At 73.9% G+C, this 24,973-nt stretch carries 11 protein-coding genes; 8 read left to right on the top strand and 3 right to left on the bottom strand.

The window, feature by feature from the left end:
* The first annotated feature begins 42 nt into the window (after nt 1–42).
* The 4 genes from ACIBG4_RS00655 (at nt 43) to ACIBG4_RS00670 (ending at nt 4,675) form a co-directional block, all read left to right on the top strand.
* Nucleotides 43–1,758 (top strand): NAD(P)H-binding protein, encoded by a 1,716-nt coding sequence (locus ACIBG4_RS00655; RefSeq protein WP_397200037.1) that lies wholly within the window; start codon nt 43–45, stop codon nt 1,756–1,758.
* 196 nt (nt 1,759–1,954) lie between these two features.
* Nucleotides 1,955–2,992: a fatty acid desaturase family protein gene (locus tag ACIBG4_RS00660; RefSeq protein ID WP_397200681.1), complete on the top strand. Its 1,038-nt coding sequence runs from the start codon at nt 1,955–1,957 to the stop codon at nt 2,990–2,992.
* A gap of 44 nt (nt 2,993–3,036) precedes the next feature.
* The gene (locus tag ACIBG4_RS00665; protein ID WP_397200038.1) at nt 3,037–3,840 is read left to right on the top strand and encodes a class I SAM-dependent methyltransferase; all 804 of its coding nucleotides are present in this window, start codon (nt 3,037–3,039) and stop codon (nt 3,838–3,840) included.
* 163 nt (nt 3,841–4,003) lie between these two features.
* Nucleotides 4,004–4,675: a permease prefix domain 1-containing protein gene (locus ACIBG4_RS00670; protein WP_310711950.1), complete on the top strand. Its 672-nt coding sequence runs from the start codon at nt 4,004–4,006 to the stop codon at nt 4,673–4,675.
* 107 nt (nt 4,676–4,782) lie between these two features.
* On the opposite strand, the gene ACIBG4_RS00675 is transcribed toward ACIBG4_RS00670, so the two are convergent.
* Complete coding sequence (locus ACIBG4_RS00675; protein ID WP_310711949.1) at nt 4,783–5,115, bottom strand: helix-turn-helix transcriptional regulator; 333 nt, start codon at nt 5,113–5,115, stop codon at nt 4,783–4,785.
* An 89-nt stretch (nt 5,116–5,204) separates the two neighbouring features.
* On the opposite strand from ACIBG4_RS00675, the gene ACIBG4_RS00680 reads away from it, so the two are divergent.
* Genes ACIBG4_RS00680 through cydC form a run of 4 tightly spaced genes read left to right on the top strand, consistent with a single transcriptional unit; the run spans nt 5,205 to nt 10,636 of the window.
* Nucleotides 5,205–6,365: a cytochrome ubiquinol oxidase subunit I gene (locus ACIBG4_RS00680; RefSeq protein ID WP_397200039.1), complete on the top strand. Its 1,161-nt coding sequence runs from the start codon at nt 5,205–5,207 to the stop codon at nt 6,363–6,365.
* A gap of 12 nt (nt 6,366–6,377) precedes the next feature.
* Entirely contained in the window at nt 6,378–7,142 is a 765-nt protein-coding gene (locus ACIBG4_RS00685; protein ID WP_397200040.1) for a cytochrome d ubiquinol oxidase subunit II, read from the top strand.
* A gap of 6 nt (nt 7,143–7,148) precedes the next feature.
* Nucleotides 7,149–8,957, top strand: coding sequence for a thiol reductant ABC exporter subunit CydD (cydD, locus tag ACIBG4_RS00690; RefSeq protein ID WP_397200041.1), 1,809 nt, complete (start codon nt 7,149–7,151; stop codon nt 8,955–8,957).
* Nucleotides 8,954–10,636 (top strand): thiol reductant ABC exporter subunit CydC, encoded by a 1,683-nt coding sequence (gene cydC, locus ACIBG4_RS00695; RefSeq protein ID WP_397200042.1) that lies wholly within the window; start codon nt 8,954–8,956, stop codon nt 10,634–10,636. Before cydD ends, cydC begins: the two co-directional genes overlap by 4 nt.
* 41 nt (nt 10,637–10,677) lie before the next feature.
* Here the strand turns inward: cydC and ACIBG4_RS00700 are convergent, their stop codons facing one another.
* Nucleotides 10,678–20,166, bottom strand: coding sequence for an amino acid adenylation domain-containing protein (locus ACIBG4_RS00700; RefSeq protein WP_397200043.1), 9,489 nt, complete (start codon nt 20,164–20,166; stop codon nt 10,678–10,680).
* On the bottom strand, nt 20,163–24,866 hold the full coding sequence (locus tag ACIBG4_RS00705; RefSeq protein ID WP_397200044.1) for an amino acid adenylation domain-containing protein: 4,704 nt from the start codon (nt 24,864–24,866) through the stop codon (nt 20,163–20,165). Before ACIBG4_RS00705 ends, ACIBG4_RS00700 begins: the two co-directional genes overlap by 4 nt.
* Nucleotides 24,867–24,973: the final 107 nt, after the last annotated feature.

Below are 24,973 nucleotides of genomic sequence, written 5' to 3' on the forward strand. Positions count from 1 at the left end.
ACGGTTGACGATCAGTAGAGATCGTCGAAAGGGAGCAGTGTGATGCCGCGACAGATACTGGTCACCGGGGCGACCGGCACGGTCGGCCGCCACGTGACCCGGCAACTGGTGGAGGCCGGAGCCGGCGTTCGCGCCCTGAGCCGGGAACCGGCCGATCTGCCGCCCGCGGTGGAGGGCGTGCGCGGGGACCTGACCGTGCCCGGCTCCCTCGGCGCCGCCGTCGAGGGCGTCGAGGCGGTGTTCCTGGTCTGGCCGTTCGCCTCGGCCGAGGGGCTGGAGCCGGTGCTGGCGATGATCGCCGAGCACGCCCGCCGGGTGGTCTACCTGTCGTCGGCGGCCGTCCGCGACCACGAACGGCAGGCCGAGCGGCTCGTCGCCGGGTCCGGGCTGCAATGGACGGTCCTGCGCCCGCACGCCTTCGCGGCCAACGCCCTGCGCTGGGCCGGGCAGATCCGTACCGGGGACGTGGTGCGCGAACCGTACGGCCGGGCCGCCATGTCCCCGGTGCACGAGCGGGACATCGCCGCGGTCGCGGTGCGGGCGCTGACCGGGGACGGGCACGACGGCGCCGTCCACGAGCTGACCGGGCCGCAGTCACTGACCCAGGCCGAGCAGGTGCGCGTCATCGGCGAGGCGATCGGCCGTCCGGTGCGCTGGGAGGAGACCTCCCCGCAGGACGCGCGGCGGAGCATGCTCGCCCGCGGCTGGCCCGCCGAGGCCGTGGACGGCGTCCTGCGCGCGCAGGCCGAGATGACCGGCGGCCCCGCACCGGTCACCGCCACCGTGGAGCGGGTCACCGGGAGCGCCGCGCGCACGTTCCGCTCCTGGGCCGCCGAGCACGCCCACGCCTTCCGGGCCACCATGCGGGCCGCGCGCATCCACTCCTACGGCGGGCCGGAGGTCGTCCGCCACGAGGAGGTGCCGCTGCCGTCGCCCGGTCCTGGCGAGGTGCTCGTCCGCGTCGCCGCGACCTCGTTCAACCCGTCGGAGACGGCGCTGCGGGCCGGGATGCTGCGCGCCGTGCTGCCGGTGGCGTTGCCGTACACGCTGGGCTGGGACGTCTCCGGCACGGTCGCGGCCGTCGGCTCCGGCGTGACCGGGTGGGCCCCGGGCGACCGGGTGATCGGCCGGCTGGACGGAGGCGGGACGGCCGCCGAGTACGTCACCGCCCCGGCGGACGTGCTGGCCGCGGCGCCGTCCGCGATCCCCCTCGCCGACGCCGCGGCGATCCCGGTCGCCGGGCTGACCGCATGGCAGGCGCTGTTCGAGCACGCCCAGGTGGGCGCGGGCCGGCGCGTGCTGATCAACGGCGCCGGCGGCGGGGTCGGCGGGTTCGCCGTGCAACTGGCCAGGCACGCGGGCGCGACCGTGATCGCCGCTGCCGGCCCGCGCAGCGCCGCCGCGGTCCGCGCCCTGGGCGCCGACCAGGTCGTCGACTACACCGTCGAGCCCCTGCCGGGCGAGGTCGACGCCGTGATCAACCTTGCCCCGATCACCCTGGACGCCGCCGCCGAGCTGGCGGCACTGCTACGGCCGGGCGGGGTGGCGGTGTCCATCACCATCCCCCTCCCCTCCCCCTTCTCCGGACGCTTCGTGACCCGCAACGACCCCGCCCAGCTTTCACGGCTCGTCCGCCTGGTCGATGCCGGGGACCTCGCCGTCGACATCGCCGAGTCCCACCCGCTGGCGGAACTGGCCTCGATCCACCGCAGGAGCGAGACCGGCCGGACCCGCGGCAAGATCATTCTCGTTCCCTGACACCTCGCGAACCCCCGTGGCCTGGAGCACGATCGGGCCCGAGAGTCTCCTTCCGGTGTTCTCGCTTCGGTGGTAGGGCTGGCACTACCGGAAGAACGGGCGACAGCGGGGGTCCGCGCACCCCCTGGCTCGCGCGATGCTGGCAAGCGATCACGCATGACCGGCTTCGTCAGCATGGGAGACAGATGTGACTGTGGTGGAGGCGTCCCGCCCGCAGCGGGGCAGCGACTTCGCGAGATTGTCGCGCCGCGTCGCGGAGGCGGGGCTGCTGGAGCGGCGGCCCGGCTCCTACGCGGTCCGGATCGGACTGGTCGCGACCCTGTTCGTGGGGAGCTGGGCGGCGTTCGCCGTGGTGGGGGACTCCTGGTGGCAGATGCCGGTGGCGGTGCTGCTGGCTGTGGCCTTCGCCCAGGTCACGCTGCTGGCCCACGACCTCGCGCACGGCCAGATCTCCCGTTCGCGCCGTACCGCCAGGATCGCGGGGCTGCTGGTCGGCAATCTGGCCGTCGGCCTCAGCTACGGCTGGTGGATGGACAAGCACACCCGCCACCACGCCAACCCCAACCACGAGGACCACGATCCCGACGTCTCGCCGGACATCCTCCTCTGGTCGCGGAAGCAGGCCGAGGTCGCGCGCGGGCTGCCGCGGCTGGTCGGGCGCCGGCAGGCGTGGCTGTTCTTCCCGCTGCTCACGCTGGAGGGCGTCAACCTGAAGGTGTCGAGCTTCCGCGCGCTGCGCCGCCCGGCGCTGAAGAACCGCCTCGCCGAGGGGCTGCTGCTCGTCGCGCACGTCCTGGCCTACGCGGGTGCGCTGTTCGTGGTGCTGCCGCCGGCCAAGGCGCTGGCCTTCCTGGCCGTTCACCAGGCCTGCTACGGCGTCTACCTGGGCTGCACGTTCGCTCCCAACCACAAGGGCATGCCGGTGCTGACCGCGCAGGACGAGCTCGACTTCCTCCGCCGCCAGGTGCTGACCTCCAGGAACGTCAGCGGCGGGCGCCTCATGGACGTCGCGCTCGGCGGCCTGAACCACCAGATCGAGCATCACCTGTTCCCCGGCATGCCCAGCGCGAACCTGCGCAGGGCCCAGCCCATCGTGCGCGACTACTGCCGCTCGCTGGGCGTCGAGTACGCCGAGTGCGGGCTGTTCGCCTCCTGGGGGCAGGCCCTGCGCCACCTGCACGAGGTGGGCCGGCCGCTGCGCCACGGGGGTGGCGGAGGATCCCGGCAGGACTGAACGGCAGCCCCGGCCGGGGCCGGGTTCGTCTAGGGTTCTGGTGCGTGGAGGAGTTGTTCGGCGGCGCCGCGCCGTACTACGCCAGGTACCGCCCCGCGTACGGGGAAGCGGCGATCGAGCACCTGGCCCGAGCGCTCGGCCCGGACAGCCGGGTGCTGGACCTGGGCTGCGGTCCGGGGACGATCGCGGTCCCGCTCGCCGGCCGGGTGCGAACGGTGCTCGCCGTGGACCCGGCGGAGGAGATGCTCGCGGCAGGCCGGCGCCTGGCCGCCGGCGCCCCCACCATCACGTGGCTGCGCGGCGACTCGACCACGCTGCGCGCGCTGCCGCCGTTCGATCACGTGGTGATGGGCAGGTCGTTCCACTGGATGGACCGCAGGGCGGTGCTGGCGGACCTGGACGAGCTGCTGCCGCCCCGCGGCGCGGTGGCGCTGATCGGCCCGGTCAGCCGGCGGGGAGAGCCGTGGCAACCGAACGCCCAGCCATGGCAGCCGGTCGAGCGGCGGGTGTGCGCGGACTTCGGCCTCGGCATGAGCGCGGCGGCCACCTCCTTTCACGCCACCGCCGAGCCCCACCGCGATGTCCTGGCCGCCTCACCGTTCGACCACCTGGAGTCGCGGACGTTCACACGCCGGCTGACCTGGGACGTGGACGGGCTGGTCGGGCTCCAGCTCTCCTACTCCTACAGCTCGCCCGCCGCGCTCGGCGACCGGCTGCACGCCTTCGTCGAGGCGCTCCGGGAGGCGCTGCTCGCCGACAATCCGGCAGGGCGGTGGGAGCAGGAGCTGCTGACCGAGGTGCTGATCGCCAGACGGCCGCCGGGCCGCCGACCGGCCGATCCCCCGTGAGTGAACGCGCCTTGATCGTCCGGCGGGGGCGAGGGCCGCAGGCCCCGCACGGGACGTCCCAGCGGAGCGGGGGCGGTGCTTGCCGGGGACCAAGGGGCGGAGCCACGGAGGATCGGGGAAAACCCGGATGGGCCCCCGAAGAGGTGGCCCGTACACTGGGGCCATGCTGATCGACGACTACGTGGCCGATCTCGGCAGGGCGCTGGCGGGACCCGCCGGCCCCAAGCGCGATCTGGTCGTCGAGGCACGTGACAGCCTGGCCGACGCGGCCGACGCTCTGGAGGCGGAGGGGATCGACCGCGCCGAGGCCGAGCGGATGGCCGTGGCGGAGTTCGGCGAGGTGGCGGAGATCGCCCCCGGCTACCAGGACGAGCTGACGGCGGCGGCGGGCCGGCGCCTGGCGGCGGTGCTGTTCCTCAGCCTGCCCGTGAGCGTGCTCATCTGGTCGATGGTCTGGCGCATCTACCCCGACTCCGGCGCCGCCTGGGAGGACCGGCCGGCCTGGTACGGGCCGATCGCGCGGGTGCTCGACTGCCTGCAGGCCGGGGGCGGCGTGTACGGCGGGTTCGCGCTGGCGGCGCTGAGCCGCGGCGGCCGGTGGATCCGGCGGCCCCGGCTCGTCACCCGCTCCCTCGGGCTGGCCGTCATGATCCTGCTTCCGCTGTGCGGCCTGCTGAGCTCGGCGCTCACCGCCGTCTCCGGCCTGCCGAGCGACTTCGACACCCTGGTGCCGGTCATGCTGGCCGAGCTGGTGACGTCGGCCTTCTGGGGCGTGCAGCTGTACGGCGCCACCCGCTGCCTGCGCCTGACCCGCACGGCCCCCGCCACCGCCTGACCGTTACGGCCCGCCACCGGACGAGCCGGCACTGAGCCGCGCGCCTCAGGACGATGCCGGCGTTCAGCCGCGCGCCTCAGGACGACGTCGGCGCTCAGCCGCGCGCCTCAGGACGATGAGGCGCCGGGCCGCAGGACGCTGCCGATGGCGCTGGTGAACTCCTGCCACGCCGACCGCTCCCCCTCCAGCCGCTTGCGCCCGGAGTCGGTGAGCCGGTAGGTGCGGCGCTTGCGACCGCCCACCGTGGCCCACTCGCTGGACAGGTAGCCGATGCGCTCCAGCCTGCGCAGCGCCGGGTACACCGTCCCCGTCGGCACGGTCAGCGCACCCCCGCTCCGCTCTTGCAGCGCCTCGATGATGGCGTAGCCGTGCAGCGGCCCGGCCTCCACCACGGACAGCAACAGAGCGTCCATGTGGCCGCGGAGCGCGTCGGGGTTCATGCCCTCGATCCTAGGCAACCATGCGTCATATAGACAGCCTACATGTAGACTCCCTACATGTAGGCTGTCTTGATAAGGAGTTGACGCGCATGGACGTGCTGGACCTGGCGCGAACGCAGTTCGCGGTGACGGGAAGCCTCCACTTCCTGTTCGTCCTGCTCACGCTCGGACTCGCGCCCCTGGTGGCGATCATGCACACGCGATGGGCGCTGTCCGGCGCCCCCGAGCGCGAGCGGGCGACCAGGTTCTGGGGGCAGCTCTACGTCACCAACTACGCGGTCGGGATCGTGACCGGCCTGGTGATGGAGTTCCAGTTCGGGCTGTCCTGGAGCGGGCTGTCCCACTACGCCGGAGACGTGTTCGGCGCGCCCCTGGCCATGGAGACGCTCATCGCGTTCTTCCTGGAGTCCACGTTCCTCGGACTGTGGATCTTCGGGTGGGGCCGCCTGCCGAAGTGGCTGCACCTGGCGTGCATCTGGGCCGTCACGGTCACCGCGTACGCCAGCGCCTACTTCATCATGGCGGCCAACTCCTTCCTCCAGAACCCTGCCGGCGCCGTCGAGCGCGGCGGCCGGATGGAGCTGGTCGACGCCGCCGCCCTCTTCACGAACAAGACCCTGGTCTTCGCCTTCCCCCATGTGATCAGCGCGGCCCTGTTCACCGCCGGCATGGTGCTGGTCGGCGCGAGCGCCTACCGGCTGCGCCGCGGCACCGAGGACGTGGCGTTCTTCACCCGCTCGATGCGGACCGGCGTCGTCGCCGCGGCCATCGGCATCACGCTCACCGTCGGCTTCGGGTACGCCCAGTTCGGCGGCCTGCAGGAGGGCAAGTTCAAGGGCGACACCGCGAGCACGCCGCTCGCCCTGATGATGGAGATCGGCAACCTGCTCTTCCTCGTGGCGGTGTTCTTCATGCTGCCGCTGGTCCGCTTCCTGCCGCGCTGGCGGTGGACGCACCGCTTCCTCATGATCCTGACGCCCGTGCCGTTCGCCCTGGCCATCTGCGGCTGGCTGGCCAGGGAGATCGGCCGCCAGCCGTGGATGGTCTGGGAGAAGCTGACCGTGGCCGACGCCCTGTCCCCCGGCCTGACCCCGGGCATGATCACCGCCTCGCTCGTCGGCTTCACCGTCGTGCTCGGGCTGCTCGCCCTGACCGACTACGCGCTCATCGCCCGGCTGGTCAGGCGGGGCCCGCGCGACCTCGACCTGGGCGCCGCCGAGGAGCGGCCCGCCCCCGCGCTGAGCTACTAGGAGTCACCCCCGATGGAACTGATCTGGTTCGTCGTCTTCACGCTGCTGCTCGCCGGCTACTTCGCGCTGGAGGGCTTCGACCTCGGCGTGGGGCTGCTCATGCCGGTGATCGGCCGGACCCAGGAGACCCGCGACCGCATGGTGGCCGCCATGGCGCCGTTCGTGCTGGCCAACGAGGTGTGGCTGGTGGCCGTCGCCGGCGCCCTGTTCGGCGTGTACCCGAGCCTGGAGGGCGAGGTGCTGTTCGGCCTCTACCCGATGGTGGTCGCCATGCTGCTGTCCTGGGTCGTGCGGGACGCCGGGCTGTGGTTCCGGCGCCGGATCGGCGGGGCGGGCTGGCGGCGGTTCTGGGACCTGATGATCATGCTGGGGTCGCTGGGGCTGTCGTTCGGCTGGGGCGTCACGCTGTACGCCGTCGCCACGGGCTTCGGCTCCTCGCTGCTCCACCCGGTCGGGCTGCTCCTGGGCGTGGTCGTGACGCTGCTGTTCGCCTGGCACGGCTGGACGTTCCTCGGCTGGCGCGCGCCCGAGACCGCCGGCATCACCCGCTCCGGGCGCGCCCTCGCCCTGTCGGGGCTCGCCGCGGCGGTCCCCGTGCTCGCCGTGCTCGCGGCCTGCCTCCCGTACCTGCTCGACCACAGCGCCCCGTCTTCTACGCTGGGTGTGATGGGTCTCATGATCCTGCCGTTCGCGCCCGTCATGGTCGGCGCGCAAGTATGGGTGTGGCGCGTCTTCCGCCCCGGGAGAGGCGCCGTCCCGGCCCCCTCGTTCTTCTGAGGACACGTGCACAAGGATCTCCTCCGGCTCATGCGGGCCGAGCAGTCGGTACGCCGCCACCTGGCCGTCACCCTGGCCGCCGCGGTCATCGCCGGTCTGCTCGTGCTGGTGCAGGCCGAGCTGCTGGCCGGAGTGCTGTCCGGCAGGTTCGCCGCCACGGCGCTGGCCGGCCTCGTCGCCGTGGTCGCGCTGCGCGCCCTGCTGGCCTGGACTCAGGGCGTCTTCGGCGGACGCACCGCCACCGGCGTGAAGTCCGCCCTGCGGCGGCGGCTGCTGGGCCGGCTCCAGGAGCTCGGCCCGGCGCGGCTGAGCGGCCACCGCTCCGGCGAGCTGGTGACGCTCGCCGGCCGCGGCCTCGACCGGCTCGACGCCTACCTGACGGGCTACCTGCCGGCCGTGGCCGTCGCCGCGGTGGTGCCGGTGGCGGTGCTGGTCCGGCTGTTCGCCGCCGACCTGACCAGCGCGGTGATCGTGCTGGTGACGCTGCCGCTGATCCCGGTGTTCGGGGCGCTGGTGGGCATGACGACCAAGGCGGTCACCGAGCGGCAGTTCCACGCGCTGTCCCGGCTGGGCGGGCACTTCCTCGACGTGGTGCGCGGGCTGCCGACGCTGCGCGCCTTCGGCCGGGCCCGCTACCAGGCGACAGTCATCCGGCAGGTGGCCGACGCCCACCGCTCGGCGACCATGCGGACCCTGCGGGTGGCGTTCTTGTCGTCGCTCGTCCTGGAGTTGTGCGCGTCGCTGTCGCTGGCGCTGGTGGCCGTGCCGATCGGGCTGCGGCTGCTGGGCGGGTCGCTGGACCTGACGACGGCGCTGCTGGTGCTGCTGCTGGCGCCCGAGGCATACCTGCCGCTGCGGGTCATGGGCACGCGCTTCCACGCCTCGATGGAGGGCGTGGCCGCCGCCGACGCCGCCTTCGCCGTCCTGGACGGGGCCGCCGACCCCGCCGACTCCCGAGCCGTCCCGGACCGGACCGCCGGCCCCGCCGAGTCCCGGGGCGGGGCCGCACCGCCGGGGCGCGAGCCGCCGCGGATCGAGCTCCACGACGTCACCGTGCGCTACCCCGGCCGGGACGACGCGGCCCTGTCCGGCGTGTCCCTCACCATCGAGCCGGGCGAGCGCGTCGCGCTGGTCGGCGAGAGCGGCGGCGGCAAGAGCACGCTGCTCCACCTGCTCCTCGGCTTCGTCCAGCCGTCGGAGGGCCGCGTGCTCGTGGACGGCGCCGACCTGCGCGACCTCGACGCGGGCGCGTGGCGCGACCGGCTGGCGTTCGTGCCGCAGCGCCCCCACCTGTTCGCGACGTCGGTGGCGGACAACATCCGGCTGGGAGCCCCCGACGCGTCCCAGGAGGAGGTACGGCGGGCGGCGGCGGCCGCGCGCGCCGACGAGTTCGTCGAGCGGCTGCCCGGCGGCTACGACGCCCAGGTGGGCGAGCGCGGCGCCAACCTGTCGGCCGGGCAGCGGCAGCGGGTCGCCCTGGCCCGGGCCTTCTGCCGTCCGCACGCCCCGGTGCTGCTGCTGGACGAGCCGACCGCCCGGCTCGACGGGCGCAGCGAGGCCGCGGTGGTGGCCGCGACGGCCGACCTCAGCCGGGGCCGTACGGCCGTCATCGTCGCCCACCGCCCCGCGATGATCGAGCTGGCCGATCGCGTCGTCCGCCTCCACGAGGGCCGCGTCATCGCCGACACGGCCCACCCGGACGCACCCTCCCCCGACACGGCCCGCCCGCACACACCATCCCCCGACACGTTCCCGGGTCGCGACGATCCTGTCCGGGCCGGCGGGCGCGACCGGAGCCGCGGAGGTGACCGATGAGCGGGCGGACGGGAGTCCGGCTGATCTGGGCCGTGCTCGCCGGCGCGGGCGCCGACCTGGCCGGGCTCGGGCTGATCGCCGCCGCCGCGTGGCTCATCACCCGGGCCGCCGAGCAGCCGGAGCTGGCCGCGCTGAGCGTGGCGATCGTCGCCACCCGGGCGTTCGCCACCGGCAAGGGCGTCCTGCGCTACGCCGAGCGCCTGACCGGCCACGACGTGGCCCTGCGCGCCCAGGCCGGCACCCGCGAGGAGCTGTACGAGGCGCTGATCCCGCCGCGCCCGCCCCGGCACGGCGGCGCCGACCTGCTGAGCCGGATGGTCGACGACACCGAGGCGGTCCAGGACCTGCTCGTGCGCGCCCTGCTCCCGGCCGCCGCCGCGGCGCTGACCGGCCTGGCCGCGGTCGTGGTCGGGCTGTTCGTGCTGCCCGTGACGGCGCTGGTGCTGGCCGGCGGGCTGGCCGTGGCGGGCGTGGCGCTGCCCGCCGCCACCGCCGCCGCGGCGCGCCGCTGGTCGGCCCGGATCGCCCCGGCCCGGGCCGCGCTCGCGGGCGCGGTGGCGGACCTGGTGCACGGCTCGGCCGACCTGGCCGCGTACGGCGCGGAGGGCCGCGCGCTCGCGACGGCCCTCGACGCGGACGGCGCCCTGGCCGCCCTCGAACGCCGCCAGGCCCGCGTCCACGCCCTCGCCCTGGCCGGGGGCACCCTCGTGCAGGGGCTGACCGTGGCGGCCATCGTCCTGCTCGCCCAGGGCGCCGGCGCCGGGAGCGTCGCCACGGCCGTGCTGGCGCTGACGGCGCTGGTGTCGTTCGAGCCGGTCCTGCCGCTGGCGGCGGCGGGCGAGCGCATGGCGGGCATCACGGCCGCGCTGCAGCGGCTGAAGGAGGTCCGCTCGGCCCCGCCCGCCGTCGCCGAGCCGCCCTCCCCCGCCCCCGTGCCCGCGCCGCCGTACACGGTCGAGGTCGAGGACCTCGTCGTACGGCACGGCGACGCCGCGCGGCCCGCGGTCGACGGCGTGTCCCTGACGCTGACGCCCGGCCGGCGGGTGGCGCTCGTCGGCCCCAGCGGGGCCGGCAAGAGCAGCCTGCTGTCGGCGCTGATGCGCCTGGTCGAGCCCGAGGCGGGCCGGGTGCTGGTCAACGGCGCCGACGTGAGGGGCATGGCGCCGGACGACGTCCGCGCGCTGATGACCGGCCTCACCCAGGACCCGTACGTCTTCCAGGCCAGTCTGCGCGACAACCTGCGCCTGGCCGGCCCCGAGGCCGGCGAGGAGGAGCTGGCCGCGGCCGTGCGCGAGGCGCGGCTGGAGCAGTGGGCCGAGCGGACCGGCTGGGACGTCCAGCTCGGCGAGGACGGCCGGACGGTGTCCGGCGGCCAGCTCCAGCGGCTGGCCCTGGCCCGGGCCCTGCTGTACGACCCGCCGGTGCTGCTGCTGGACGAGCCGGCCGAGGCGCTGGACGAGGACACGGCCGACCGGCTCATGGCGGACCTGCTCGACGCCACCCGGGGCCGCACCACGCTGCTCGTCACCCACCGGCTGCACGGGCTGGAGGACGTGGACGAGATCGTGGTGCTGGAGGACGGCCGGGTCGTCCAGCGCGGGACCCACGCCACGCTGGTGGCCGAGCCCGGCTACTACCGCGACCTGTGGGAGTCCGAGGCCCTCACCCGCTCCCGCTAGCGCGTCCCCCGGCACGGCGGCGCCGTGCCAGGGGTGGGCGATCAGGCGACGAGCTGCTTGTCGGCCTGCTGCTGGATCAGGTCCTTGTCGGTGATGACCACCGCGTCGGGGATCGCGTCGGGCAGGTCGTCCTCCAGGCGGCGGACCGGCCGGTAACGCGCGGCCGCCAGGCCGATGAGCACGGTCACCGCCCCGGCGACGACGGTGAGCAGGGCGATGCCCCTGCCCTGCGCGGCGCCGGCGATGGGGTCGAAGACGTGCTCGACCAGCGGTCCGGCCAGCAGGAAGCCGAGCGGGACCATGGCCCAGCTGAGCATCAGATTGGTGGCGATGACCCGGCCCTGCAGGTCGAGCCCGACCTTCTGCTGCACGATGGAGAACCAGTGCGTGTTCAGGAACGCGGTGAGCAGCCCGACGCAGAACAGCCCGATCGCGGGCAGCGCCGGGTGCGGCGCGATCCCGATGACGGCGAAGGCGAAGCCCAGGGCGATGAAGCTGCCGAGGATGCCGTGCGTACGGCGCGCCAGGCCGCCGGTCACCGTCATGATCACGCTGCCGGTCAGGAGCCCGACGCCGGTCATCGAGAGCGCCACGCCCAGGCCGCCGGTGTCGGTGAGCTTGAGCAGCAGCGGCGTGGCCAGGACCTCGACCATGGCGAAGGGGAAGTTCAGGAACGAGGTGAACAGGATGATGGCCAGCAGCCCGTGCCTGCGGGAGATGTAGCGCCAGCCCCCGGTCACCTCCTGCCAGAACGACTCCTCCCGCTTCTTGAACAGCGTGTTCGGGAAGCGGACCGCCAGCGTCACGGTGACCGCGAAGGCGAAGGTGGACAGGTCGATCGTGACGATGCCGCGCATCCCGATGGCGGCCACCAGCGCGCCGCCCAGCAGCGGCGCCAGGACGGTCCCGGCGGCCTGTCCCAGCTGGGCCAGGCCGTTGGCTCTGCCGTAGTAGCGTTTGGGCACGAGCTGGGCCACGGCCGCCATGTAGGCGGGCTGGTGGAAGGCCGTCGAGACCGCGCCGACGGCGACGATGACGTAGACGTGCCAGAGTTCGAGGCCGCCCGTCCAGAGCAGGGCGGCCAGTGAGGCGGAGGCGACGCCCGCCGCCGAGTCCGCGGTGATCATGACGAGCCTGCGGTTCCAGCGGTCCGCCACCGCTCCCGCGATCGGCGCCAGCACGACGGCCGGCAGCATCGCCATGACCGAGACGACGGCGAACATCGAGATCGACTGCGTCTGCTGGTAGACCCACAGGCCCAGGCCGAACGTGGTCAGTCCGGTGCCGATCAGCGACACCAGCTGGCCGAAGGCCACCAGGAAGAACGTCTTCAGGCTGGCCTGCTGGACGCGGGGCAGGGGCGGCGGCGGTGGCGCGGGCCGGTCCGCGTCGTTGAGGATCTCGGCCAGCTCGGGCGCCTGGTGCTTCTGGAAGTAGTGCCCCGCCTTGGGGATGACCTCCAGCGACACCGAGTCGGAGAACGCCTCCCACTCGCGGAAGCGCTCCTCGTACAGCTCGGTGGCGCGGTCGTTCTCGCCGACCACGCAGACCAGCGGCGCCGACAGCTTCTTGATGGGCGCCTGGTAGAGGTCGGTGTAGTAGTCCTCGCCCTCCTGGGTGTCGTGGAGGAAGACGCCCATGATGAAGTCACGCTCGCGGGGGTCGAGCTCCTCGGTGAAGAAGCCCATCGCCCGCAGGAACTCCAGCGCCTGCCGCTTGGAGGTCCACCGCTCCATCGGGAAGATCCTGCGGAACCAGGCGAAGGCCTTGCCGGGCAGGCGGGGCGCCGGGAAGTGGCCGCCGATGACCACCTTCACCGGCTTGACGCCTTCCTCCTCCAGCCGGCGGGCCAGCTGGACGGTGAGCGCGCCGCCCATGCAGTGGCCGTAGAGCGCGAACGGCCCGCCGACCTTCTCCTTGATCTCCTTGACGCAGCCCTCGACGAGCTCGTGGAAGGGCAGGACGGGCTCGCCGGGGTTGCCGGTGTCGTGGCCCGGTGGCTCCAGCGCGAGCATGGTGATGTGCTCGGGCAGGGCCGCGGCCAGCGGCTGGTACGTGATCGCGCCGCCGCCCGCGAACGGCACGCAGACCAGGGTCAGCGTGGCCGCGGCGCGCGGGGGCGTCAGCTCGTGCAGCAGGCCGCCGCCCCGCGACGACCCGTCGAGTGTGGCGAACGCCCTGATGGTGGGGTTCTTGAAGAGGTCCAGCACGGTCGCCGGGATCCCGGAGTCCCGTACGGCGCGCACGGCCTTGAAGGAGTCGCCGCCCAGCCCGAAGAAGTCGTCGTCGATGCCGATGCCCTGCACGCCCAGGATCGCCGACCAGAGCTCGGCCAGCCTGACCTCGGCCGGCGTCCGCGGCGCCGCGCCCTCGGCGCGCGCCCGGCTCACCGGCTCGGGCAGCGCCTTGCGGTCCACCTTGCCGTTGGGGGTGAGCGGCAGCGCCTCCATCAGGGTGAACGCCGAGGGGATCATGTAGTCGGGCAGCTTGCGCCGCAGGTGGTCGCGCCAGTCGTGTTCGGAGTCGGCCGGGGTGTGGACGGTCAGGTAGGCGGCGATGCTCTTGTCCTCGTCCGTGCCGCGCACCACCACGACCGCCTCGCGGACCGCGGGATGCGCCAGCAGGAGCGACTCGATCTCGCCCAGCTCGATCCGGTAGCCGCGGACCTTCACCTGCCCGTCGGCCCGGCCGAGGAACTCGATCGAGCCGTCGGCCCGGCGCCTGGCGAGGTCACCGGTCCGGTACAGCCTGCCGCCGTCATGCCAGGTGACGAAGCGTTCGGCCGTCAGCTCGGGCCGGCCGAGGTAGTCGCGGGCCAGGCCCGCCCCGCCGATGTAGAGCTCGCCGACCACGCCGGTGGGAACCAGGTGCATCGCGGCGTCGAGCAGGTGGATGCGGGTGTTGGCGATCGGGTGGCCGATGGTGATCGGACCGTCGGTGACGCGGGTGAGGGTGGACCAGATCGTGGTCTCGGTCGGCCCGTACATGTTCCACAGCTCGGCCACCCGGCCGCGCAGGTCGGCGGCCAGGTCGGCGGGGAGCGCCTCGCCGCCGCAGAGCGCCTTCAGCGCGGGCCCGCCTTCCCATCCCGACGACAGCAGCAGCCGCCAGGTCGCCGGGGTGGCCTGCATGACGGTCGCGCCGTCGAGCAGGGCGGCGAGCCGTACCGGGTCGTAGGCCGCCTCACGGCTCGCGATCACCACGCGGGCGCCGACCGTGAGCGGCAGGAACAGCTCCAGCACCGAGATGTCGAAGGCGAACGTGGTGACGGCCAGGAGCGTGTCCTGGCCGGTCAGGCCGGGCTCGCGGCTCATCGAGGTGAGGAAGTTGACCACCGAGGAGTGCTGGACGCGCACGCCCTTGGGCAGCCCGGTGGAGCCGGAGGTGTAGAGGACGTAGCAGAGGTTCTCCGGGGTGGCCGGGACGCCCAGCCGTTCGGGGCTCTCCTCGGAGAAGCCGTCGTCGACGAGGACGATCTGCCCCTGGTAGCCGGTGTAGCGGCCGGCCAGCTCGCGCTCGGTGACCAGGACGCGGATGCCCGAGTGGTCCAGGATGTAGTCCTGGCGCTCCTGCGGGTACATCGGGTCGAGCGGCACGTAGGCGCCGCCCGCCTTCAGCACCCCGAGCAGGGTGACCAGCATCGTGGCCGACCGCTCCATCGCGACGCCCACCAGCTCCTCGGGCCCCGTGCCCGCCGCCCGCAGGCGCCGGGCGACCCGGTTCGCCCGCTCGTCCAGCTCCCGGTACGTCAGCGAGACGCCCTCGAAGGTGACGGCCACGGCGTCGGGCGTCCGGTCGGCCTGCGCCTCCACCAGCTCGTGGACGCACAGGCCGGGCACCTCGACGTCCTGGCTGTCCAGCTGCTCGGCCAGCTCCTCGCCGGTGAGCAGGACCAGGTCGGACAGCGCCGTACCGGGCGCCGCGACGATCGCGGACAGCAGGGTCTCGTAGTGCCGCAGCAGCCGCTCGACGGTGCCGGCGTCGTAGAGGGCGGTGTTGTACTCCAGCCTGCACAGCAGCTCGTCGCCGTGGTCGTAGGCGTAGAGGACCAGGTCCACCTGGGCGGTGCCCGTCTCCACGTCCAGCTCCTCCACGGCCAGCCCGGCCATGTCGAGGTCGCTCTTGGGCAGGTTGAGCAGGTTGAACAGCACCTGGAAGAGCGGGTTGCGCGACAGGTCCCTGGGCGGGTCGAGCTCCTCCACCAGCCGTTCGAACGGCACGTCCTGGTGGGCGTAGGCGCCCAGCGCGTACTCGCGCACCTGCGCCAGCAGATCCGTGTACGGCAGCCCGCCGTCCATCGTGGCCCGCATGACCAGGGTGTTGATGAAGCAGCCCGCGATGCCTTCCAGCTCGGGGCGGGTGCGCCCGGCCACGGGCGAGCCGACGCAGATGTCCTCCTGGCCGCTGTAGCGGTACAGCAGCGTGTGCAGCGCGGCCAGCAGGGTCATGTACAGCGTGGCGCCCCGCTCCTGGCTCAGCGCCCGCAGCCCCTTGACCAGGTCCGCGGGGAGCGCGCGGGTGACGACGGCCCCCTCGAAGGTCTGCATCGGCGGGCGCGGCCGGTCCGTGGGCAGGTCCAGGCTGTGCGGGATGCCGCGCAGCCGCCGCGTCCAGAAGCCGAGGTCGGCGGTCTGCTCCCGCTGCCGGCGCGCGTAGTCGCGGTACCTGACCCGCGGCTCGGGCAGCGTCTCGCCGTTGTACAGCGCCGCCAGCTCGGTCCTCAGCAGGGTGATCGTCCAGCCGTCCACGACGATGTGGTGGAAGACGAGCGACAGGACGTGGTGATCCGGGGCGAGCCGCAGCAGCCGGGCCCGGAACAGCGGCCCGTGCTCCAGGTCGAAGGGCTGGGCCGCGGCCTCGCTCAGCGCCCGCTCGGCGTCATCGCAGTCCTCGACCGGCAGCGGCACCTCCCCGGCGGGCAGCACCACCTGCACCGGCTCGCCGTCCGGGGCGTGGAAGACGGTCCGCAGGGACTCGTGCCGCCGCACCAGCTCACGCAGGGCGCCGTGCAGCCGCTCCACGTCCGGCTCACCCCGCAGGTCCAGCGCCGTGGCGACGGCGTAGGCGGCCGAGCCGTGCACCTGGTCGATGAACCACATGCGCCGCTGGACGAACGAGACGGGGGCCGGGCCGGGCTCGTCGACGGCCGTGATCTCCTCGGCGGTGCCCGCCGAGGCGACGAGCTCCCGCTGGCCGCCCAGCGTGGGGTGGTCGAAGACGGCCTCGATGGACAGGCCGAGGCGGGCGGCGAGCTGGGTGGCCACGAGGGAGTCGCCGCCCAGGTCGAAGAAGTCGTCCTGCGGGCCGGCCGGGACGATGCCGAGCACGTCCTGCCAGGCCGCGGCGACCGGGTCGAGCTCCTGGGCCGCCGGGGTCTCCGCCGCCGCGACCGGCACCGGCATCGGCGCCGCCGCGAGCTCGGAGCGCCGGGTCCGCGGCTCGATCCAGTAGCGGCGCCGCTCGAACGGATAGGAGGGCAGCGGAACCCGCCTGCCGGGCGGGCCGACCCTGGCCCAGTCGACGTCGGCGCCGCTCACCCACAGCCGTCCGACGGCCTCCAGCAGGGCGGCCGGCCCGCTGTCCGGCTCGGCGAGCGGGGCGGCCACGGCCTGGCCTCCCTGGCGGCGCACCAGGGTGGTCAGCGTGCGGCCCGGCCCCGCCTCGGCCACGGCCACGCCGGCCTCCACCAGGGCGGCGGCGCAGTCGGCGAACCGCACGGTCTCCCGCAGGTGGCGCACCCAGTAGGCGGGGTCCTTGGTCTCGGCGCCGGACACCCAGCCGCCCGTGACGTTGGAGAGGTACGGCAGGTCCGGAGTGCCCAGCCGCACGGAGTCCACCTCGGCGGCGAAGGCGTCGAGCACCGGATCGAGCATGGAGGAGTGGAAGGCGTGCGAGGTGCGCAGCGGGCGGCAGGCGACGCCCTGCCGGGTCAGCCGCCGCTCCAGCTCGGCGATGGCCGGCTCCGGGCCGGCCAGGACGCACCGTTCGGGGGTGTTGACCGCCGCCAGGGAGACGTCCTCACCGAGCAGGTCGCCCAGCTCGGACTCGGGCAGCGGCACGGCGAGCATCGAACCCGGCGGCAGGCTCTGCACCAGGCGGCCGCGGGCGGCGACCAGGCGCAGGGCGTCCTCCAGGGTGAAGACCCCGGCCAGGCAGGCGGCGACGTACTCGCCGATGCTGTGGCCGGCCATCATCGCCGGGCGGACCCCGCGCTCGATCAGCGTGCGCGCGAGCGCGTACTCCGTCACGAACAGCGCGGGCTGGGTGAGCCAGGTCTGGTCGAGGTCGCCGGCCTCGCCGTACAGGGCCTGGCGCAGGTCCAGGCCGAGGTGCGGCTCCAGGATGCCGGAGCAGGAGTCGACGGCGGCGCGGAAGACGCCGTCCGACCGGTACAGGCCCGCGCCCATCCCCCGCTGTTGCGCGCCCTGGCCGGGGAAGACGAAGGCGACCTCGCGCGGGCGCGACTCGCCCGTGACGAGCTCGGCGTCCAGCGCCGACCGCGGGTCTTCGGCGACCAGGATGCCGCGGTGCCGGAGGTGGCGGCGGCCGTGCCGGAGGGTGGCGGCCACGTCGCCGAGCTCCGTGTCCGGATGCGCGCGCAGGTGGGCGCGGAGCCGGGTGGCCTGCTCCGCGAGCGCCGTGTCGCTGGCGGCCGACAGGACCAGCAGGTGCGGGCCGGCCGCCGGCGGCGCGGCCGGCTGCTGGGCGGCCGGCCGCGGTGGCGCTTCCTCCAGCACGACGTGGGCGTTGGTGCCGCCCATCCCGAACGCGCTGACGCCCGCCCTGCGGGGTTCCGGGCCCTCGGGCCACTCCGTGCCGGCGGTCGGCACGTAGAACGGGTGGAAGCCGATGCGCGGGTTCGGCGTCGTGAAGTTGGCCGTGGGCGGCAGCGTGCGGTGCTTGAGCGCCAGCACGGTCTTGATCAGCCCGGCCATCCCGGCCGCGGCGTCGGCGTGGCCGATGTTGGACTTGACCGAGCCCAGCGCGATCGGCCGGTCGCCGGTGAAGACCTGGGAGAGCGCCGCCACCTCGATGGGGTCGCCGAGCGCGGTGCCCGTGCCGTGCGCCTCGATGTAGCCGATGGTGGCGGGGTCGACGCCGCCTGAGGCCAGTGCCGCGGTGATGACCTCGGCCTGGCCGTCCACGGCCGGCGCGGTGTAGCCGACCTTCCTGGTGCCGTCGTTGTTGACCGCGGAGCCGCGGACGACGGCGTGAATGGTGTCGCCGGCGGCGACGGCGTCCTCCAGCCGCTTGAGCACGACGACGCCCACGCCGCTGGAGCCGATCGTGCCCTGCGCCTCGGCGTCGAAGGGGCGGCAGTGGCCGTCCGGCGAGCCGATGCCGCCGCTCTGGTACAGGTAGCCGCGGCGGGTCCAGGCGTTGACCCGGACCGCCCCGGCCAGCGCGATGTCGCAGTCGCCGGCGATCAGGCTCTGCCTGGCCAGGTGCAGCGCGACCAGTGAGGTGGAGCAGGCGCTGTTCACGCTGACGCTCGGCCCGCGCAGGTCGAGCTTGTAGGAGGTCCGGGTGGGCAGGGAGTCCTTGTCGTTGCTGAGCAGGACCTGGAACTCGCCCACCGCCTTGAGCACGTCGGGCGCGGCCAGCAGGTTCTCGATGAAGTAGCTGCTCATCGCCGATCCGGCGAAGACGCCGATCTGCCCCGGGTGGCGGGCGGGGTCGCAGCCGGCGTCCTCCAGGGCCTCCCAGGCGGTCTCCAGGAACAGGCGCTGCTGCGGGTCGAGGATCTCGGCCTCGCGCGGGGTGAACTCGAACAGCGTGGCGTCGAACAGGTCGATGCCCTCCAGCACCGTCCCGGACCTGACGTAGGCGGGGTCGGCCAGCCGGCCGGGGTCCTCGCCGTCGGCCAGCAGCTCCTCGTCGGTGAAGTCCTGTACGGCCTCCACTCCGTCGCGGATCGCCGCCCAGAACTCCTCCGGCCCCGAGGCGCCCGGGAAGCGGCAGGCCATGCCGACGATGGCGAGCGCGCCCCCGGCGGACGCGGGCGCCGCCCGGACGATTTCCGGCGCGGCCGGAGCGCCGGGGCTCAGGAAGTCCGTCAGCGAGGCGACGGTGGGGTACCGGAACAGGTCGGTGACGGTCAGGCTGAACCGCTTGCGCAGCCGCTCATGCACCTGCAGGACGAGCAGCGAGTGGCCGCCCACGTCGAAGAAGTTGTCGTCGGGGCCGAAGGCGTCGCCGCCCAGCGCCTCGCGCCAGGCCCGGGTGACGAGCTGGGAGATCTGGTGGCGCGGCAGCTCCCCGGGCGCCTCGTCCCCGGCCATGGCCGCCGAGAGCACCTGCTGGAGGTCGGCCACGAGGGCGCGGATCGTTCCCGGGTGGAACAGGTCCGTGTTGTACTCGACGAGCCCGTCCAGGGTCTCGCGGACGCCCACGGTCAGGTCGAACTTGGCCGTGCGCTCGGGGATCTCCACGGGGGTGACCGTCAGCCCGGCCAGCTCCAGCGCCGCCGTGGCCTCGGGCAGCATGTTGAACATCGTCTGGAAGACCGGGCTGCGGTCCAGCCGGCGCTCCGGGTTGAGCTCCTCCACCAGCCGCTCGAACGGCATCGCCTGGTGGTCGTGGGCGTCGAGCACCGCGTCCCTGACCCGCTCGACCACCTCGGGGAACGACGGGTCGCCCGACAGGTCGGCGCGGATGGCCAGGGTGTTGGTGAAGAACCCGATCAGGCCCTCGAACTCGACGCTGTCCCGGTTGGCGATGGGCGTGCCCACCACGAGGTCATGCCGGCCGGAGCGCCGGGAGAGAACGACCAGGTAGGCCGCGAACAGCACCATGTACGGCGTCGCGCCCAGGCTCCGGCAGTACGCCTTGAACTCCTCGCGCGGGAGGTCCAGGGAGAAGGGCAGCTCGGCGCCCGCGTACGTCTGGACGGCCGGCCGGGGCAGATCCGCCGGCAGCTCGGTGACCGGCGGCGCGCCGGCCAGCGTCCTGCGCCAGTAGTCCAGCTCCCGGCTGTGGTCGTCGTCCCGCTGCCGGATCGCGTAGTCGGCGTACTGCCGGGACAGCGCCGGCAGCTCCCGGCCGTCGTAGAGCGCGCCCAGCTCGTGGCGCAGCACGTCCAGCGACCAGGCGTCGGCGACGATGTGGTGGAGCGTGAGGTGAAGGACGTGCCGGTCCGCGGCTTCGCGCTCCAGGTGCGCGCGGATGAGCGGGCCGGTGGTCAGGTCCATCGGCGTGCCGTCCGCGGTGTCCGCCAGGCCGATCGTCAGCGACTCGGCCACGATCTGGTACGGGCCGTCCTCGTCCATGGCGAACGTGGTGCGCAGGCTCTCGTGCCTGGCCACCAGGGCGTTCAGCGCCCGGTGCAGCGCTTCGCGGTCGAGCGGGCCCTCGATGCGGAAGGCGAGCGGGATCAGGTAGTGCGCGGCGCCCGGCGCCATCCTGTCCAGGTACCAGGCGCGCGCCTGGGTGAAGGACATCGGCAGCCGGTCGGGCCTGGACCGCCCGGCCTGCTGCTTCTTCTTGCGTAACGCGTCCAGGAGCTGGCGCTGCTGGGGTGACAGGCTCATTGGTTACCTTCCATGGACCGCAGCAGTGCCTCGGCCTCTTCGTCTGAGTACGCCGCGACCATGAGATAGAGCTCGGCGGCCGCCTCCACGTCCGGTGAGGCGAGCCGCGCGCCGAGCTCGGCGACGGTCGGGTGGGCGAAAAGCTTCCGCAGGGGGACCTGCACCTCCAGCGCCTCGCGCAGCCTGGACGCGATCCGGGTCGCGTTGAGCGAGTGTCCGCCCAGGTCGAAGAGGTTGTCGTGCCGGCCGACCTGCCCGCCCAGCACCTCCTGCCAGATGGCGGCGATGGCCTGCTCCACCGGAGTGGCCGGGGCCGTGACGGTCCGCGTGCCCGTGCCGGGCTCCGGCAGGGCCTGCCGGTCCACCTTGCCCGACGGGTTCACCGGCAGGGAGTCCAGCGTGACGAACGTGCTCGGCACCATGTACTCGGGCAGCCGCTCGGCCAGGTAGGGCCGCAGCTCGGGGGTGCCGTCGGCGGCGACGTAGCCCACCAGCCTGCCCTCCCTGGCCATGACGAACGCCTCGCGCACGGCGGGATGCCCGGCCATCACCGCGGCGATCTCGCCGGGCTCGACCCGGTAGCCGCGGATCTTGACCTGGTCGTCCGCGCGGCCCAGGAACTCGATGTCCCCGGCCTCGTTCCGGCGGGCCAGATCCCCCGTCCGGTAGAGCCGGCGCCCGTCCCGCCAGGTGATGAAACGCTCCTGGGTCAACTCGGGCTGCCCGTGGTAGCCCCTGGCCAGGCAGGCGCCGCCGAGGTGCAGCTCGCCGGGGACGCCGTCGGGGGTCTCGTGGCCCAGGCGGTTCAGGATCAACGCCTGGACGCCGGTGATCGGCCTGCCGATGGGGGGCAGCCGCGGCCAGTCCCGCGGAGGGCCGGTGAGTGTGTGGGCGATGTCGATGATCGCGCCCTCGGTCGGCCCGTACTGGTTGTGGAGCGTCATCCACGGCTTGACGAACCGTTCGAGCTGCGGGGTGACCTGGAGCTGCTCGCCCGCGGTGATCACCTCGCGCAGCGTGGCGGGCGGCTCGGTCCCGGCGCCGGCCAGCGACTGCAGCGCCACGAAGGGCAGGAAGATGCGCTCCACCCGGTGGCGCGCGATGTGGTCGAGCAGGGCGGCCGGGTCGCGCCGCACGTCGTCGCCGACCATGACGAGCGTCCCGCCGTACGCCCAGGTGCTGAAGATCTCCTGCACCGAGACGTCGAAGCCGAGGGCGGTGAACTGCAGGCTCCGGTAGGAGCCGCTGTGCCAGGCCATGAGGTTGGCCACCGGGCGATGCGGCATCGCCACGCCCTTGGGCTGCCCGGTCGAGCCCGAGGTGAACAGGATGTAGGCCAGGTCGTCGGGCGTGACCCCGCTGTCCGGCCGGTGGTCCGGCTGCCCGTCGAGGTCGGTGTCGACGTGGACGGGCCGCTCGTGCGGCAGGCCGCCGGCCAGCGCCCGGTGCGTCACCAGGACCGGGGTGTCGACCCGGCCGAGCACCTGGGTGAGGCGCCCCTCGGGATAGGACGGGTCGAGCGGCACGTAGGCGCCGCCCGACTTCAGGATGCCCAGCAGCGCCACGGGCAGGTCGAGCGAGCGCCGCACGTGCAGGGCGACCGGCACCTCCGGGCCCACGCCCATGCCCCGCAGCAGGTGGGCGAGCCTGTTGGCGCGCCGGTCGAGCTCGGCGTAGGTGAGGGCGTCGCCGTCGAACTCGACGGCGACCGCGTCGGGCGTCCTGTCCGCCTGCTGCTCGAAGAGCCGGTGCAGGCACTGGCCGGGACCGCGGCCGGGGGGCTCGTGCTCGCGGGCGAGCAGCGCGGAGACGGGCGCGGCCGGGTCGGCCGCCACCTGCTCCAGGACGCGTACGTAGTGCCCCAGCAGGCGCTCGGCGGTGGCGCGCTCGAACAGGTCGGTGGCGAACTCCAGGCTCATCCGCTGCCCTTCGGCGTAGAGCACCAGGTCGGCCTTGGCGCCGCCGTTCTCCACCTCCTCCAGCATCCGGAAGGTCACGCCGTCGCCCCGCCGGGCGTCCGGCGGGTCCTGCATCGCGAACAGCACGTCGAACGGCGGCCGTCCGTCGGGGCAGAGCTCGCGCACGATCTCCTCGAGCGGCACGTCGGTGGGCGTGGCCAGGACCGCCGCCCGCACCTGCGACAGCAGGCGCTCGAAGGAGGGGTCGCCGGCCAGGCCGGTCCTGATCGGCAGCGTCTCCACGAAGAAGCCGATCATGGAGTCGGCGCCCGGCGCCTCCCTGCCGGAGAACGGCACGCCCGTCACGATGTCGTCCTGGCCGCTGTAGCGGTGCAGCAGCGCCTGGAAGGCCGCGAACAGCACCATGAACGGGCTGGCCTGGGCGCGCCTGCCCAGCGCCTCCAGGTCGCCGAGCAGCCCGTCCGGCAGCGTGACCCGGACCCGGGCGCCGCGCCGCACCGGCGCCGCGGCCCCGGGGCGGTCGGCGGGCAGCCCCAGCCGCTCGGGCGGCGAGTCCAGGGCCTTCCTCCAGTACGGCAGGCCCTCGAGACCTCGCCGGGCCTGGCGCGGGCCGGCCGGCAGGGGCAGGGTCTCCCCCGCGTAGAGCCGCGCCAGCTCGTCCAGGAGGACCCCGGCCGACCAGCCGTCGAAGGCGATGTGGTGGACGGTCACCAGCAGCCGGTGCCTGTCGTCGGCGAGCCGCAGCAGCAGCGCCCGCAGCACGGGGCCGTTCCGCAGGTCGAAGGGGTCACGGGCGGCGTGCCGGGCCAGCGCGTCCGCGCCGCGCGGAGTGGCGTCCATGACCTTCATCGCCACGGTCACCGCCGGCTCGACCACGGGGACCGGCTCGCCGTCGTGCTCCTCGTAGCGGGTGCGCAGGGACGGATGCCGGCGCACGATCTCGTTGATCGCGCTCTCCAGCCGCCCGGTGTCGAGGGGACCGTCCAGGGCGAACAGGATGGGCACGTTGTACTGCGAGCCGGGCGCCATCTGGTCGATGAACCAGAGCCGGCGCTGTGCGGGCGTCAGCCCGTCCTCGGCGGGGGTCTCAGCGGCCGCCGGCGGCAGGGCGTCGACCGCGCGGGCGAACGCGGCGAGCACGGGGTGCTCGAAGAGCATCCGGGGCTCGACCGGCTTGCCCAGCCTCTCGCAGGCGCGGGCGGCGACGCGCATCGCCAGCAGCGACTGGCCGCCCAGGGCCAGGAAGTCGTCGTCGGCGCCGATCGGTCCGGCCGCGAGGACGTCCTGCCAGATCTCGGCGAGCAGCGCCTCGGTGGGGGTGCCGGGCGGAGTGACCGAGCGGGGGGCGCGGACCGGGTCCGGCAGCGCGGCACGGTCCACCTTGCCGTTGCCGGTCAGCGGGAGCTCGTCCAGGACGACCCAGGCGGTGGGGATCATGTAGTCGGGCAGGAACCGGCGGAGGTGGGAGCGCCCCTCCTGCTCTGTCGCCGTACCCACGACGTAGGCGACCAGTTCGTGGCCGCGGACGGCGGTGGTGGCGGCCCGGACCCGCGGGTGACGGCCGAGCACGGTCTCGATCTCGCCCAGTTCCACCCGGTTGCCGCGGATCTTGACCTGGTCGTCGAGCCGTCCCAGGAACTCGATCTCGCCCGCCTGGTTGCGGCGGGCCAGGTCCCCGGTGCGGTAGAGCAGCCGGCCCTCCTCGTCACGGACGAAGCGCTCGGCCGTGAGGTCGGGCCGGTCGAGGTAGCCCAGGCCGACGCACACGCCGCCGAGGTGGATCTCGCCCTCCTCGACCGGCTTCATCGCCTCGTCCAGGAGATGGACGGTGACGCCGGGCAGAGGCGTGCCGAGCGCGGGCGGGCGGCTCTGCCCGTCGTGGACCGGCACCTCGCCGGCGATGGCGTTGACGGCGCACTCCGCCGGGCCGTAGAGATTGACCAGCCGGAAGGGCAGGCCGGGGGCCGGATAGGTGGTGAGCCGGTCGCCGCCGGTGCTCAGCGTCGCCAGCCTGGTCTCCTCGGGCCAGGACAGGCCGAGCAGGCCCTCGGCGATGGGGGTGGGCGCGTAGCAGGTGGTCAGCTCCTGCTCAACAATCCAGTCGCGCAGCGCGGGCAGCGAGAGCCTGGTCCGCTCGCTGGGGATGACCATCGTGGTGCCCGCGGTCAGGTACGTCCAGATCTCCCAGACCGACGGGTCGAAGTTGGGGCTGGTGAGCAGCGGGGCCCGGCCGCCCCGCCCGAAGGTGTCGTGCGACCACCTGATCAGGTTGGTCAGCGCACGGTGCGGGACGAGCACGCCCTTGGGAGTCCCCGTCGAGCCGGAGGTGTGGACGACGTAGGCGAGGTCGTCGGCCTCTACGTGGGGCGGCGGTGACGCGTCGGCCTCGTCTGACGCGTCGATCACCGGGACGCCGTCGGGGACCATCGCCCGCCATTCCGGCGTCGTGACCACGGCCGCCGCTCCCGCCAGCATGGCGTGGACCCGCTCCGCGGGGGTGGCCGGGTCGATCGGCGCGAAGGCGAGGCCCGCCTTCATCGCGGCGAGCTGGCCCGCGACCAGCCGGATCGAGCGGCCTGCGAGCACGGCCACCCAGGGCCGCGGCCGCGCGGTCGCCGTATGACGACGCAGGTGATCGGCGATGCCGTTCGCGAGGCGATCCAGCTCACGGTAGGTGAGGTGTTCTTCGCCGGCCGAGACGGCGACCCTTTCTGGGGTCGCGCGCAGCTGGTCCTCGTAGAGGGGCAGAACAGATGCTAAGGGTGCTGCATCTGACGTCATGTGTCACGCCTTGCCATTGTTGAGTTTTGCGTCCTTTGGGCACGCCGCCGATCAGGATGACCTGGTCGCCAGATTCCTGTCAACCACGGGTGACCAGGGAATATTGC

This window comes from Nonomuraea sp. NPDC050383, from assembly GCF_044459125.1.
In the GTDB taxonomy this organism is placed as follows: Bacteria; Actinomycetota; Actinomycetes; order Streptosporangiales; family Streptosporangiaceae; genus Nonomuraea.

Bases quoted from the DNA above. Each gene is read 5' to 3' on its own strand.
- ACIBG4_RS00675 (WP_310711949.1), bottom strand. From the start codon at position 5,115: ATGAACCCCGACGCGCTCCGCGGCCACATGGACGCTCTGTTGCTGTCC.
- ACIBG4_RS00700 (WP_397200043.1), bottom strand. From the start codon at position 20,166: ATGAGCCTGTCACCCCAGCAGCGCCAGCTCCTGGACGCGTTACGCAAG.
- ACIBG4_RS00670 (WP_310711950.1), top strand. From the start codon at position 4,004: ATGCTGATCGACGACTACGTGGCCGATCTCGGCAGGGCGCTGGCGGGA.
- cydC (WP_397200042.1), top strand. From the start codon at position 8,954: ATGAGCGGGCGGACGGGAGTCCGGCTGATCTGGGCCGTGCTCGCCGGC.
- ACIBG4_RS00680 (WP_397200039.1), top strand. From the start codon at position 5,205: ATGGACGTGCTGGACCTGGCGCGAACGCAGTTCGCGGTGACGGGAAGC.
- ACIBG4_RS00655 (WP_397200037.1), top strand. From the start codon at position 43: ATGCCGCGACAGATACTGGTCACCGGGGCGACCGGCACGGTCGGCCGC.
- ACIBG4_RS00705 (WP_397200044.1), bottom strand. From the start codon at position 24,866: ATGACGTCAGATGCAGCACCCTTAGCATCTGTTCTGCCCCTCTACGAG.
- ACIBG4_RS00685 (WP_397200040.1), top strand. From the start codon at position 6,378: ATGGAACTGATCTGGTTCGTCGTCTTCACGCTGCTGCTCGCCGGCTAC.